Genomic DNA, 12,451 nt, shown 5'->3' on the forward strand with positions numbered 1-12,451 from the left:
TTGTCGTAGGTCGGTAGTAACGGCGGGCATCGCCGCGCCGAGCATTGTATGCGATGTTTTCAGCTTGCCCCGGCGTGGCGCGGCATGCGGCGGTTGACGCGCACCGCGCCGGTCGGGGATACTTTTCCCATGACGTCATGCCCTCCCTACATCGGCCGCTTCGCGCCCTCGCCCACCGGCCCCCTGCACCTCGGTTCCCTGGTCGCGGCCATGGCCAGCTACCTGGACGCGAAAGTCCACCACGGCCGGTGGCTGGTGCGCATCGAGGACCTGGACCGCGACCGCAACGTGGCGGGCGTGGACCGGCATATCCTGGCCTCGCTGCAGCGCTGCGGCATGCAGTGGGATGGCGAAGTGAGCTGGCAGACCCTGCGCACGGATTTGTACGAGGCGGCGCTGGCGCAGCTCGGCGAGGCCATCTATCCCTGCTCCTGCTCGCGCAAGGAGATCCAGGATTCGCAATTGCGCACGGGGCAGGCGAACACCTCGGCGCTGGTGTATCCGGGCACCTGCCGCGAGGGCCTGGCGCCAGGCAAGGCGCCGCGCGCGCTGCGCCTGCGCACACCGCAGCAGCCGCACCGCGTGGTCTGCTTCGACGACCGCTGGCATGGCCCGGTATGCCAGGACCTGACCGCCGAGGTGGGCGACTTCGTGATCCGCCGCGCGGATGGGTTCTGGGCCTATCAGCTGGCGGTGGTGGTGGACGACGGCGCGCAAGGCATCACCGACATCGTGCGCGGCGCGGACTTGCTGGATTCGACGCCGCGCCAGATCTACCTGCAGGAACTGCTCGGGCTACCGCAGCCGGCCTACCTGCACGTGCCGGTGGTGGCCAACGCCGACGGCGAGAAGCTGTCCAAGCAGACCGGCGCGCAGGCCTTCGATAACGGGGCGCCGGTGGCGCAACTGCTGCAGTCCGCGCTGCTGCCCGCCGCGCGCTTCCTGGGCCTGGATGTGCGGGCGGGCAGCGTGGACGAATTCTGGCGGCACGCCGTGCCGGCCTGGGCGCAAGTTTTGCAACGGCGGCAACAGCGGCAACAGCGGCTACAACTGCCGGCGGCTACGCCTCCAGCCCGCTGAGCGCGGCATAGCGCGCCATGATCGCGTCGTGCTCGCCGCTTTCGGCCAGCTTGGCCGCCGCGTAGCTGCGCGTCGTCTCCAGCATGCGGTAACGCGCCGCGCCGGTGTCGGCCACGGTCGCCAGCATCGACTTGTTCACCAGGCTGGACAGGGCATCCATTGCCTCCTCCAGGCCCCGCCTGCCGTCGGCGCCGATCGCCAGCGCCTCCTCCAGCGAGAAGCGGCGCCGGAACACCGACAGGCGGTGCAGCATGCTCCTTTCGCTTTCGGCCAGCAGCGCGTAGCTCCAGTCCAGCGTGGCCTCCAGCGTGCGGTGCCGGATCTTGGCAGTGCGGCGTCCGCCCTTGAGCAGATAACAGCAGTCGTCCAGCCGCGCCACCAGGCCGCGCACGCCGAGCAGTTCCACCCGCGCCGCCGCCAGTTCGATCGCCAGCGGGATGCCGTCCAGCCGGCGGCAGATGTCGGCGATCTGCGGCACGTCGCCTTCTCCCAGCGGCAAGCCGGCCGCGCCCGCCTGCACGCGTTCGACGAACAGCTGCACCGACGCATAGGCCATCGCCTGCGCCATCGTCAGCGGCGCCGCGTCCGGCGCCGGTTCGGGCGGCAGTTCCAGCGCAGGCAAGCGATGCACCCACTCGCCTTCGGCGCGCAGCGGCTCGCGGCTGGTGGCCAGCAGGCGCACGCCCGGCGCGCCATGCAGGATCTGCTCGGCCAGCACCGACACCGCTTCCAGCAGGTGCTCGCAACTATCCAGTATCAGCAACAAATGGTGGCTGCACAGCGCCGCGACGATGGCGGAGGCGTCCATCGAGGCCGGGCGCTCCATCACCAGCGCGGCGGCCAGCGCCTGCGGCACTTGATCGGCCCGGGTCAGCGAGGCCAGGTCGACGAATACCGTGCCTTGGCGCCAGTGCGACTGCATGCGCTCGGCCGCCGCCAGCGCGGCGGTGGTTTTGCCCATGCCGCCGGTGCCGACGATGGTGATGAAGCGCCGCTCGGACAATTGCCGCTCCAGCACCGCCACGGCCTGCCCGCGTCCGAAGATCCGCGTGGCGCTCGGCGGCAGGCCGTCGCTCTGCGGCAGATACACGGTCCTGGCCGTCATCAGGCCGGCCCCGGCGTCCGCCGCCGCAGTACCGGTGGCCGGATCGCCGGGCGCTGTTTCGCTGCGCACCACCGGCGTGATAAAGCAATAGCCGCGCCCGGCCACGTTCTCAATATGCCGTTCGCCCAGCATCTTGCGCAGCGCCGCCACGTGCACCCGCAAGTTGCCCTCCTCGACCACGGTGTTCGGCCAGGCGCGGGCGATCAACTGCTCCTTGGTGACCGTTTCGCCTGCGCGCTCCAGCAAGGCGTGCAGGATATCGATGGCGCGGCTGCCCAGCCGCAGCGGACGGTCTTTTTCATAGAGCATGCGGCGCGCCGGAAAAAACCGGAACGACGTGAAAGCCAGTACAGGCTCGCTTGCTTCTGTGGCGTCGGAAAACATGCTGTCCTTATTGATGACGCAGTGCGTGTTGAAACTTGCAGTATGCCACTCTCGGCCCCGCACGCCATTATTTCCCTGAGGCAATGAATCCAGGAATCGAAATACCCAATTTAGCATTCCAGGCTGACGTCGAACTTGCAAGGGACGGTATACTGTGCCATGACCGAATCCAATACGCCCCGCTTCACCCCGCAAGGCCTGATACGCACCCCGGAACAGACCGCCATCCAGCTGGCCCAGAACAAGGTGGTGCTGATCGACGCCAACGCGGGCGCGGCCAAGACCACCACGCTGGCGCTGCGCATCGGCGAGGCGCTGGCGCGCAAGCTGCCGCCGGAGCAGATCCTGGCGCTGGTGTTCACCCCGGAAGCGCGCGACGTGATGCGCCAGCGCCTGCTCGACATCGGCATCCCCTATGCCACCGCAGCCCGGGTGGACGTCTCCACCTTCGAGGATTTCTCCGCGCGCATGCTGGCCCAGAGCGGCAACGGCGCCGCCGAGCGCCTGCCGCAGGCGCGCCAGCTCAAGCCCTATGTGCTGCACGCGCTGGAACGCGTCAGCGAGCGCTATGTGGGCCAGGTGGACTATCTCGACATCCGCACCCACAACATCGCGCTGTCGCAGTTCCTCGACATCCAGCTCACGCTGAAAGCCACCATGGCGCTCGACGGCGACCTGGAATACATGGAGCACGACGAGGCCGCCGAGCTGCTGAAAATACCGGTGACCGACTACCTGACGGCCCAGGAATACGAGACCCTGCGCCAAGGCGGCGACGAGGGCACGCTGTTCCGCGGCCCCTTCGACGCCACCTACGACCTGGCGCGGCAGCTGTCCCATTCCGCCGGCTACGCGCAAACGCTGCCCGGCTACCGCGTGGTGGTGTGCGACGAGCTGCACGACTTGAACGAAGCGGCCTTCCGCATCCTGAACGCGCTGCTGGCGCGGCCGGACTGCTACTTCGTCGGCGCCGGCGACAAGGACCAGGTGATCTATTCCAGGCTGGGCGCCAGCCAGGACTTCCTGGAGCATCGCTTCGCGCAGAACTATCCCGGCCTGAAGCATTACCCGCTGACCTACACCTACCGCCACGGCCCGCACCTGGCCTACGCGATGAAGGAATTCAAGAACAAGCCGGTGGAATCGAGCCTGCCGCTGCACACCGGGATCAAGCAGCTGCACTACGCCGACGCCGACGGCTGCGGCGAGCGCGTGGTGGAGGCGGTCAAGGCGTGGAAACGCGACGGTTTCCCGCTGGAAGGCTGCGCCATCCTGCTGCGCGACCGGCACCAGTCGATCGCCGTCGAGAACGCACTGCTGAAGGCCAAGATAGGCTACCGCACACCGGCCATGGCAGGCTATCTGCAGCGCGACGAAATCCTGTTCTTGCGCGGCATGCTGGCGATCGGGCTGCGCGATCTGGAGGCAGTGAAGTCGCTGGAGGTGCGCGCCGCCATCGTCGAGGCGCTGGCGGTGTTCGGCGAAGTGAATCTGGCGCCGGAGCGGCTGGAGATGGCCAAGCGCGAAGTGGCGCGCACCCCGCAGCTGCTGGGCGACTTCTACAAGCTGTACATCGACGGGCGCGACGGCGAGGACGGCGCGGGCGGAAGCGCCGGCAACGCGATGCGCGGCGCGATCAAGTCCGCCATCGACTACGCCACCGCACTGGACCCGGCCACCAAAGCCGACCAGGCGCTGCGCGCCATCTGCGGCGAGATGAACCTGGAGCAGGCGGCCAAGCGCATCTTCGTGCGGCCCTACGAGGCCAGCGTGGTGTCGAAATCGGTGGCGGGCTTCATCGCCTTCGCCGAGCACTCGGGCCAGACGCTGGCCGAGTTCTGGCAAACGCTGAACGCGGCCGAGGCCTTCGCCAGCCGCAAGCGCGAGAAAGACTACGTGACGATAGATTGCGTGGCCAACGCCAAGGGCAAGGAATTCGAGCACGTGGTGCTGCCCTTCCTGGAGGCCGGCGAATTCCCCAACCCGATGTTCGGCGCGCGCGAGGAAGAGAACCTGTTCTACGTGGCGGCCACCCGCGCCAAGCTGCGCCTGTCGCTGCTGTCGCCGTCGGATGCGGCGCAGCGCAGCGCCTACATCGCCCGCATGCGGCTGGCCCCCACCGCCGCGGCCGCCGAACAGGCTATCGTGCGCAACGGCGAGGCCGTCAAGGACCAGGCGCCGACGCGCTACTACCTGAGCGCCACCATCCACGAGGCGCCGCAGGTCAAGGCGCTGGGCGCGAAATTCGACTGGACGCGCAAGGCCTGGTATCTGGAGCCGGGTGCCGACTTGGCGCCGTTCGCACGCTGGCTGCGGAACTGATACCGGGCAGACAAGCAGCCAGATGCATCGGTACCAGGGGAGTTGCGGCTCCCCTTTTTCATGCCCGTGACAATGTACGCATATTTAACATTGTTATTTTGCTACCATGGCCTAATCCACCAACAACGGCACTCCGATGACGCTTTCCACCCTGAACATCAGCCTTCTTTCGCTGGCCTACGCCAACCAGGCTCCCGATATCGCCATGCTGGACTACTTCAGCAAGCCCAACATCGCAGACCTGCTGCCCCAGCTCGACAACGTTAGCGGGAAATCGCACGCCGGCGTGGTCAAAATGCTGTATCACAATCTGTTCGACCGTACCGCCGACGCCGGCGGCGTGCAATACTGGAGCGCCCTGCTCGACAGCGGCGCGATAACGCTCGCGACTTTGCCTGCCTTCCTGGTCGCGAGCGCCCAGGGCAGCGATGCCGCCGTCGGCTTCCGGGTGCAGGCGGCCCACGCGTTTTCCGTGGCAATGGAAGGCGATACTGCGGCCATGCTGTCGTACTCTTCCGATAGCGCCCTGGTCACGGATTGGCTGGGACGCGTGACCAGCCAATCCGCGCTGGACACCTTCAAGGCCGAACTGCCGGGCCTGCTTGTCGTGATCTCGGCCATTCCGGGCGTCCACCTGCTGCATGGCCAACTGCAGACGACGGGCTACCTGGCTGGCGCCACCGTCTTCCAAGACCTGAACGGTAACGGCCAACTCGACACCGACGAAATCAGCACGACAACGGACGGCAGCGGTCACTACTCGATAAACTACATGTCGTCGCGCACGCTCCCCGGCGAGCCGGCGCAAGCGCTGCTGGCCACCGGCGGCACCGACATCACGACCGGACTGCAGCGGCAGGGCACGCCCTCGCACGGCCTCGACAGTATCAGTACCAACTCACCGCTGACCTTGCTATACAAGGGCTTGCTCCAGCAGGGACTGGACGCTGCGCAGGCCAACACCCGCCTCGGCGAGGCCTTCGGCGTTGCCGCGCTGAGCGTAAGCACGCCGTCGCCGCTGCAAGCCGTGTTCGACGCCGACCCCGGCTCCGCCGCGCAGTTGCAGGCGCTGAGCACGCAGGCCACCGTCGCCAGCCTGGACGGCCTGCAACTGGCCATCGCGCGCACCCTGGTCAGCCTGGCCGGCGGCGCCGGCCACCTGTGTGAGGCGCAAGCGGCGCTGGCCGTCTCGGGCGCGCTGGCCGACACCATTGCCCACGCCAGCGGCGTCAGCGACCTGGGCAGCGCCAGCTTCATCACCGCCCTGCTCGCCAGCAGCGTCGCGCAGGCCGCCAACGCCGACCTGAGCGCCGCGGCGGCCGCCATGAGCAGCCAGACCAGCCATCTGTTCGCCAGACTGCTGGGCGACGCCATCGACAACATCATGCTGGGCACCGGCACAGCCAGCGCCGATTTCCTGGCGACCTTGGCCCACATCGGCCAAGCCTCGACGCTGCTGCAGGCCACGCTGGCGGACCAGCTGGCCTCCGCGACGGCCGGCGGCCACCTGGAAGCGCTGCTGCCGACTCATCTCGCTTCGGCGCTGGCGCTCAGCACCCCGGCGGTCCACATCGGTGACCTCGACCCGGGCACCACCATGGACAGCGCCGCCATCGCTTACGCCAACAGTGGCGCCGGCGTGCCGGCCTTCAGCGCGCTCGACATCGAAAAGCTGTACGTGGCCTTCCTGCATCGGCCCGCCGATCCGCTCGGCCTGGAATACTGGCTGAAGCTGGACGCCAAGACGCTCACCGACGGCCTCTCCGGCGCCTCCGAGTTCACCTTGCTCTACGCCGGCATGAGCAGTACCGCCGTGGCCCAGGACTTCTACCAGCAGCTGTTCGGCCGAGCCGGCGACGACGCCGGCGTCCGGTACTGGGCAGGCCTGGTCGACAACGGCGCGCTGAACGCGGCCAGCCTCGCCACCAGCATGGTGCGCTCGGCGCAGGGATCCGACGCCGTGGCACTGAACGCCAAAACGCTGGCGGCGGCCGAGTTTACCGCCTCGCTGGATACGGCCATCGAATTGATCAGCTACACGCCCCACAGCGTGGCGGCGGTTAACGCCTGGTTGGCGCAAGTGAAGGACTACGCCACGCTGGCCGCCGCCCTCGACACCATGCCCCAAATGGATACGATGCAGACGCTACTGGTCGGCGTCGCCGATGCCGGCGCGCCGCCATCGCCGCTGCTGTAAGCTGCCCGGCAAGCGAGGCTGCAGAGCGTCACGCGCCATGCCATAATTCCCGGCCATGATCAATACGCCCCCGCCCGACGCGCTGATGCGCGCCAGCCGCGCCGAATACGCGCGCCGCATGAACCGCGTGCTCGACTATATTGACCAGCACCTGGATGCTCCGCTCGATCTGGCGCAACTGGCCGACGTGGCCAATTTCTCACGCTTCCATTTCCACCGCGTGTTCGCCGCCTGGATGGGCGAAACGCTGGGCGACTACGCGCGCCGGCGGCGCCTGGAAACGGCCGCAGCGCGGCTGGCGCGCGGTTCCGGCGAGCCGGTGCTGGACATCGCGCTGGCAAGCGGCTTCGGCTCCGGCGAAGCGTTCGCGCGCGCCTTCAAACTGCAGTTCGGCTGCACGCCCACCGCTTGGCGGGCCGAGGCGCCTGCGCGCGCGGCGGCGCAGCTGGCCGCCATGCGCAGCGGCGGCGCGGCGCACAGCAATCCTGATCAGGTCCACAGCAAGCGCGATCAGGCGCGCCCCCGCGCGCCGGGCGACCATGACGGCTCCCTAACCTTGTTTGGAGAAGTCGAAATGGAAGTTCATATCACCGACCTGCCCGCCGTGCGCGTGGCGTATCAGCGTAAGATCGGGCCCTACGGCCCGCAAATCGGCGCCTTCTGGCGCGACGCCATGGCGCCGTGGATGCAGTCGCACGCCCTGGACGGCCAGCCGTGCTTCGGCGTCGGCCACGACGATCCCAGCATCACCGCGCCCGACAAGTGCCGCTACGACGCCTGCGTCGCCGTGCCGGACGACTTCCAGCCGGGCGCGCTGGCCAGCATCGCCACCTTGCCCGGCGGGCGCTACGCCGTGGCGCGCTTCCGGGGCCAGCCCCTGGCCATCGCTAACGCGTGGACTTGGCTGACGCGCGAATGGCTGCCATCGAGCGGCATGCAATGCGACGACCGGCCGTGCTTCGAACGCTTCCAGGTGGCCACCTGCATGGACCCGGCCACGGGCGAATTCAGCGGCGACATCTGCATCCCGGTGCGCGCCTTGTAAGGCCGCGCTACTTGAAGGTGATCGCCTTGTTCAGCCGGTCGATCACCTCGTCCGGCACGCCCTTGCCGCACATGATGTAGCGCTCGCCGCCGCGCGGCATGTCCCTCGGCTTCAGTATGCGCAAATTCTTCGCCGGCTCGCCGCCGTGCCCCAGCAGGTACTGCGCCTCCTCCTGCGACGCGAACATGAAGTCGACCGCGCCCGCGCTGACCGACTGCAGCATCTGCGCCGGGCTGCCGGTGGAGAGGGCCAGGTTCGGCTTGAGGCGCGCCATCATCTCGTCGATCTGGGCGCCGTAGGAGTAGTTGTCCTTCACCAGCACGCGCGTGCTGGGGCGCTGCAGCAGCACTTCCAGCGTGATGCCCTCGCCGGCGTCGAAGTCGGCGCGCGCCAGCAGCACCCAGTCTTTGTCGCGGTAGATGGCCTTGGTGAACTTGGCGTAACGCTCCCGCTCGGGGGTGCGGAACCAGCCCAGCGCGCAACTGCGCGCGGCCGGGTCTTTCACCATCGCCAACTGGCGGTTGCTGGGCACCTGGGTCCAGACGACGTCGATGCCCGCGTCCTGGAACGCGGCGACGGCCGGTGTGCCGGTCAGCCCGCTGGGCGCGCCGCCGACCGTCTGCTGCTGGTATGGGGGACGGTCATTGTAGGTGGCGACGATGGCGTCGCCAGCCAGGGCATTACTTGCAAAAAATAACAGAGCAGCGCCGTACAGTACTCTCATGTTTGGGGACCGTGGTGGAGTTATGCTCGAGTCTACACCGTATAATCCCGCCTTTGCCGTTTTTGCATTGTCACCAAATGAACATTTCCACCAGCCTGCCCGCCGTCGTTCTATTGCACAGCTCCATGAGTTCCAAAGGCCAGTGGGCCGAGCTCATCGCCCGGAACGAGGGCAGCTTCCGCTTCATCGCCGTCGATCTGCTCGGCTACGGAAAATCGCCCTTCCCGGCCGATGCCGGCGACGCTTTCTCGCTGGCGCACGAGGTGGACGCGGTCAACGCGGCCATCGCCGGCAAACTGGCGCCGGACGAGCCCTTCCATCTCATCGGCCATTCCTACGGCGGCGCCACCGCGCTGCACATGACGCGCCGGATGCGTGCGCGCGTGCTGTCGCTGGCCGTGTTCGAGCCGGTCGCCATCCACTTGTTGGCAGAGGACGACGCTGCGCGCATCGAAATCGAAAACGTGGTGGCCGACATCCATTGCGCCGCCAGCGCGCACGACGCCACCCGCAACTTCATCGACTACTGGAACCGCGCGGGCGCCTTCGACGCGCTGCCGGCCGCGCAGCAGGAGCGCTTCTGCGCACAGATCGCCAAGGTCAAGCTGGACTTCCAGGCGCTGCTGGGCGAACCGGCCACGCTGGCCGACATGGCACAGCTGGACATGCCGGCCCTGGTGCTGTGCGGCGAACGCAGTCCGTTATCGACACGCCGCGTGGCCGCCTGCCTGGCCGCCGCGCTGCCCAACGGCGCGGCAGTGCAGACCAAGGGCGGCCACATGGCGCCCATCACGCACGCCGCCATCGTCAACCCGCTGCTCGCCGGCTTCCTCGTCGGCGAGGAGATCGCCAGCGACTGAAGGGAGCCTGCGATGACACGCGGACAATGCATCAGGCGGCGGCGCGGCGGCGCGGCCAGGCCGCGCGCGAGCCGGGCCTGCCGCGGACGCGGGCCTGCATGCCCGGCCGGCGCTTATTTGCCGTCGCGGTCGGCGTCGCCCGGAATGGCGCGCTCCACCCTGTCCCAAGCGGCGCGGGTGGCCGATTTCGCCTCGTGCCAGCTCAGGCGCGACTGTCCCTTGGCGCGCTCCCACTCGTCGCGCAGCGCCGCTTCGCTGTCATCCCAACGGCCGTTGTAGCGCGCGCGGTTGGTGTAGCCCAGCGAATAGGCCGGGGCGTAGTCGTCGTAGCTGTAGGCCGGGTTGACGTAGGCCTCGTTGCGGTAGTTGTCGCGCCAGTAGGCGTGCTCCTCGGCCGGATTGACCAGGCCGCCCACGCCCTCGCCTATCATGCCGCCGGCCAGCGCACCAACCGCCGCCCCCGCCGCCATGCCGACCGGGCCGCCCATCGCGCCGAGCGCCGCGCCGGCCATGGCGCCGCCGCCACCGCCGACGCCGCGCGCCAGGTTATGGTCGCTCAGGTCGTCGCCGCGCTTCGGATTGACCACCTCGGCCGCGCCCTTGCCCGCCAGGCCGCCGGCCACGCCGCCGATGGCCGCGCCCAGCGCCACGCCCACCGGACCGCCCACGGTGCCCGCCGCCATGCCGGCAATCGCGCCCGCGCCGGCGCCCACGCCCGTGCCGACCACGTGCTGGCCGGCGCTGTCCTTCCAGCCGCTTTCAATGTGGGCGGCGTCCTCGTCCGAGCGGGCGCGCACCCCCATCAGGATGCCGCCGTTGCGGATGCCTTCTTCGTAAGGCTGCGCGCGGTCCTCCGGGATGCCGGCGCCGGCCAGCGCACCGAGCAGGCCGCCGGTCACGCCGCCCGCGCCGGCGCCGGCGATGGCGGCCGCCAGCGGGCCGGCCACCACCAGCCCCAGGCCGGGCAGCGTCACCGTGGTGCCGACCGCCGCGATGGCCGCCAGCACCGCGCCCACGGTGCCGCCGATGCCTGCGCCGATGCCGGCGCCCTCGGCGGCCTTGCTGCCCAGGTCGGTGTCAACGGTGCCGTCGCCGAAGTGGCGCTTGCGGGCCTCGTCGGACATCACCAGGTTGATGTCGTCCTTCGCGTAGCCGCGCGACGCGGCGTGCTGGTAGGCGCGCTCTGCGCTGTCGCGGTCGTTGAACAGGCCGGTCACCAGGCGCTTGTTGTCTTGGGTATCCATGCGTAAGTCTCCTCGATAGTGTTGCGGTTGACTGACTCAATCAGCGTTCAGATGAACGCATCCCGAAAGTAAGCGCTCGCGCGCTGCGGCTCTGTACGTTCACTCACCTTGCAGCCGATCGGACGCGGTCATGGCCTCGGTCATGGCCTTTCTTGCGCTTCGGTGAGTTGCCGTACCAACCGCGCGATCCGGCCGGGTTAGCCTTCAACCATGCCGGGGATGCCGGCGCGTGACGACAACCTAAAGGAGATTGACATGAGCTTTCTGTTATGGATCGTGATCGGTGGTGTGCTGGGCTGGCTGGCCAGCCTGGTAATGAAGACGGACGCCCAGCAGGGCATGTTGCTAAACGTGGTGGTCGGCATCGTCGGCGCCCTGCTGGGTGGCTGGCTGATCGCCCCGATGCTGGGCACCGGCACTATCAACACGGATGACTTCAGCGTCGGCTCGCTGCTGGTGTCCTTCCTGGGCGCGGTGCTGCTGCTGGCCATCGTCAATTTGGTCTTCAGGGGCCGCGCCCGCTGAAACATGGGGTGTCCGGCAGGCCGGGCGGTGGCGCGATAGAATGCGGGATGAATTACCTCGCGCACATCTTCCTCGCCCGGCAAAGCGACGCCGCCATGATAGGGGCCATGCTGGGCGACTTCGCCAAGGCCAGTGTCGACGGCCTGTACACGCAGGAGATCGAACGCGAAATCATGCTGCACCGCTATATCGACAGCTACACGGACAGCCATCCTGTGGTGAAGTCGGCGGTGCAGCTGTTCGCAGGGCCGCGCCGGCGCTACGGCGGCATCGTGCTCGACGTGTTCTACGACCACCTGCTGACGCAGCGCTGGGACCACTACAGCGAACTGCCACGGCACGAGCTCATCGCCCGCTTCCACCGCGCCCTGCGCGAGCACATGGACATCCTCCCCGACAAGCTGCGCGCCATCGCGCCGCGCATCATCGAGCAGAACTGGCTGGCGGGATATGAAGAGCTGGCTGGCGTGGAGCTGGCCGTCACGCGCATCTCGCAGCGCCTGAGCCGCAACGGCCACCTGATGCGCGAGGGCCTGGACGACCTGCGCGCGAACTACGCGGCGATTGCCGCCGGCTTCGACGCATTCTTTCCCGACTTGATGCGCTTTGCCGAGCAGCGCAGGAGCGAGCTGATACAGCTTGCCATGCCACGCTAACAGTGGGCCAAGCGCCGCCACCGCTTCATGGCAGACGCTATCGCAGAGGCGCAATCGTTGCGCTGGACACCGGGATAGATAGCACGCCGATGGCCAGCGCTACTCCTCCTTCTTGCGCAGCGGCGAGGTCAGCGGGCACTGGCCTGCCTGGCCCGTGTACTGTTCCGGCCCCTTGGACTCGTCCACGTGCTGCTTGGCGTACTGGATGCACAGGTTGCGCGCTCCCGCTGGCGTCCAGGCGTTCAGGTCTATTTCGTAGTGCAAGGGTTCCGGCTCGTCGACCGCGCGGATGGTTAGCGCGCAATGCCA

General features: G+C 68.2%; 11 protein-coding genes. 7 read left to right on the forward strand and 4 right to left on the reverse strand.

Annotation, left to right across the window (positions count from 1 at the left end):
* Nucleotides 1-129 precede the first annotated feature (129 nt).
* A complete protein-coding gene (gene gluQRS / locus ACSQ8Y_RS17825) occupies nt 130-1,080 on the forward strand; it encodes a tRNA glutamyl-Q(34) synthetase GluQRS (protein WP_436267771.1) in 951 nt (316 codons plus the stop codon).
* On the opposite strand, the gene ACSQ8Y_RS17830 is transcribed toward gluQRS, so the two are convergent.
* Nucleotides 1,061-2,494 carry an ATP-binding protein gene (locus ACSQ8Y_RS17830; RefSeq protein WP_436267772.1) on the reverse strand — a complete coding sequence of 478 codons (1,434 nt, stop codon included), beginning with the start codon at nt 2,492-2,494 and terminating at the stop codon, nt 1,061-1,063. The two genes, gluQRS and ACSQ8Y_RS17830, sit on opposite strands and share 20 nt — an antisense overlap.
* 234 nt (nt 2,495-2,728) lie before the next feature.
* Here ACSQ8Y_RS17830 and ACSQ8Y_RS17835 point away from each other — a divergent pair, with 234 nt between their 5' ends.
* From ACSQ8Y_RS17835 to ACSQ8Y_RS17845, 3 genes are all read left to right on the forward strand, one after another.
* Entirely contained in the window at nt 2,729-4,891 is a 2,163-nt protein-coding gene (locus tag ACSQ8Y_RS17835) for a UvrD-helicase domain-containing protein (protein ID WP_436267773.1), read from the forward strand.
* Nucleotides 4,892-5,027: 136 nt separating this feature from the next.
* A complete protein-coding gene (locus tag ACSQ8Y_RS17840; RefSeq protein ID WP_436267774.1) occupies nt 5,028-7,088 on the forward strand; it encodes a DUF4214 domain-containing protein in 2,061 nt (686 codons plus the stop codon).
* A 55-nt stretch (nt 7,089-7,143) separates the two neighbouring features.
* Nucleotides 7,144-8,133 (forward strand): AraC family transcriptional regulator, encoded by a 990-nt coding sequence (locus ACSQ8Y_RS17845; RefSeq protein WP_436267775.1) that lies wholly within the window; start codon nt 7,144-7,146, stop codon nt 8,131-8,133.
* Nucleotides 8,134-8,140: 7 nt separating this feature from the next.
* On the opposite strand, the gene ACSQ8Y_RS17850 is transcribed toward ACSQ8Y_RS17845, so the two are convergent.
* Nucleotides 8,141-8,857 (reverse strand): substrate-binding periplasmic protein, encoded by a 717-nt coding sequence (locus ACSQ8Y_RS17850; RefSeq protein ID WP_436267776.1) that lies wholly within the window; start codon nt 8,855-8,857, stop codon nt 8,141-8,143.
* Nucleotides 8,858-8,934: 77 nt separating this feature from the next.
* On the opposite strand from ACSQ8Y_RS17850, the gene ACSQ8Y_RS17855 reads away from it, so the two are divergent.
* Nucleotides 8,935-9,717, forward strand: a complete 783-nt coding sequence (locus ACSQ8Y_RS17855; protein ID WP_436267777.1) for an alpha/beta fold hydrolase — start codon at nt 8,935-8,937, stop codon at nt 9,715-9,717.
* Between the two features lie 113 nt (nt 9,718-9,830).
* Here the strand turns inward: ACSQ8Y_RS17855 and ACSQ8Y_RS17860 are convergent, their stop codons facing one another.
* Complete coding sequence (locus ACSQ8Y_RS17860) at nt 9,831-10,961, reverse strand: hypothetical protein (RefSeq protein WP_436267778.1); 1,131 nt, start codon at nt 10,959-10,961, stop codon at nt 9,831-9,833.
* A gap of 255 nt (nt 10,962-11,216) precedes the next feature.
* On the opposite strand from ACSQ8Y_RS17860, the gene ACSQ8Y_RS17865 reads away from it, so the two are divergent.
* The gene (locus tag ACSQ8Y_RS17865; RefSeq protein ID WP_436267779.1) at nt 11,217-11,486 is read left to right on the forward strand and encodes a GlsB/YeaQ/YmgE family stress response membrane protein; all 270 of its coding nucleotides are present in this window, start codon (nt 11,217-11,219) and stop codon (nt 11,484-11,486) included.
* A 47-nt stretch (nt 11,487-11,533) separates the two neighbouring features.
* Nucleotides 11,534-12,142 (forward strand): ACP phosphodiesterase, encoded by a 609-nt coding sequence (locus ACSQ8Y_RS17870; RefSeq protein WP_436267780.1) that lies wholly within the window; start codon nt 11,534-11,536, stop codon nt 12,140-12,142.
* Nucleotides 12,143-12,241: 99 nt separating this feature from the next.
* Here the strand turns inward: ACSQ8Y_RS17870 and ACSQ8Y_RS17875 are convergent, their stop codons facing one another.
* A complete protein-coding gene (locus ACSQ8Y_RS17875; RefSeq protein WP_436267781.1) occupies nt 12,242-12,406 on the reverse strand; it encodes a hypothetical protein in 165 nt (54 codons plus the stop codon).
* Nucleotides 12,407-12,451: the final 45 nt, after the last annotated feature.

Origin of the sequence: Pseudoduganella sp. LjRoot289 (genome assembly GCF_964252925.1) — a bacterium.
Classification (GTDB): domain Bacteria; phylum Pseudomonadota; class Gammaproteobacteria; order Burkholderiales; family Burkholderiaceae_D; genus Rugamonas.

What these genes read in the sequence shown, in the direction of transcription:
- gluQRS (WP_436267771.1), top strand. Translation starts at nt 130, where the DNA reads ATGACGTCATGCCCTCCCTACATCGGCCGCTTCGCGCCCTCGCCCACC.
- ACSQ8Y_RS17830 (WP_436267772.1), bottom strand. Translation starts at nt 2,494, where the DNA reads ATGCTCTATGAAAAAGACCGTCCGCTGCGGCTGGGCAGCCGCGCCATC.
- ACSQ8Y_RS17835 (WP_436267773.1), top strand. Translation starts at nt 2,729, where the DNA reads ATGACCGAATCCAATACGCCCCGCTTCACCCCGCAAGGCCTGATACGC.
- ACSQ8Y_RS17840 (WP_436267774.1), top strand. Translation starts at nt 5,028, where the DNA reads ATGACGCTTTCCACCCTGAACATCAGCCTTCTTTCGCTGGCCTACGCC.
- ACSQ8Y_RS17845 (WP_436267775.1), top strand. Translation starts at nt 7,144, where the DNA reads ATGATCAATACGCCCCCGCCCGACGCGCTGATGCGCGCCAGCCGCGCC.
- ACSQ8Y_RS17850 (WP_436267776.1), bottom strand. Translation starts at nt 8,857, where the DNA reads ATGAGAGTACTGTACGGCGCTGCTCTGTTATTTTTTGCAAGTAATGCC.
- ACSQ8Y_RS17855 (WP_436267777.1), top strand. Translation starts at nt 8,935, where the DNA reads ATGAACATTTCCACCAGCCTGCCCGCCGTCGTTCTATTGCACAGCTCC.
- ACSQ8Y_RS17860 (WP_436267778.1), bottom strand. Translation starts at nt 10,961, where the DNA reads ATGGATACCCAAGACAACAAGCGCCTGGTGACCGGCCTGTTCAACGAC.
- ACSQ8Y_RS17865 (WP_436267779.1), top strand. Translation starts at nt 11,217, where the DNA reads ATGAGCTTTCTGTTATGGATCGTGATCGGTGGTGTGCTGGGCTGGCTG.
- ACSQ8Y_RS17870 (WP_436267780.1), top strand. Translation starts at nt 11,534, where the DNA reads ATGAATTACCTCGCGCACATCTTCCTCGCCCGGCAAAGCGACGCCGCC.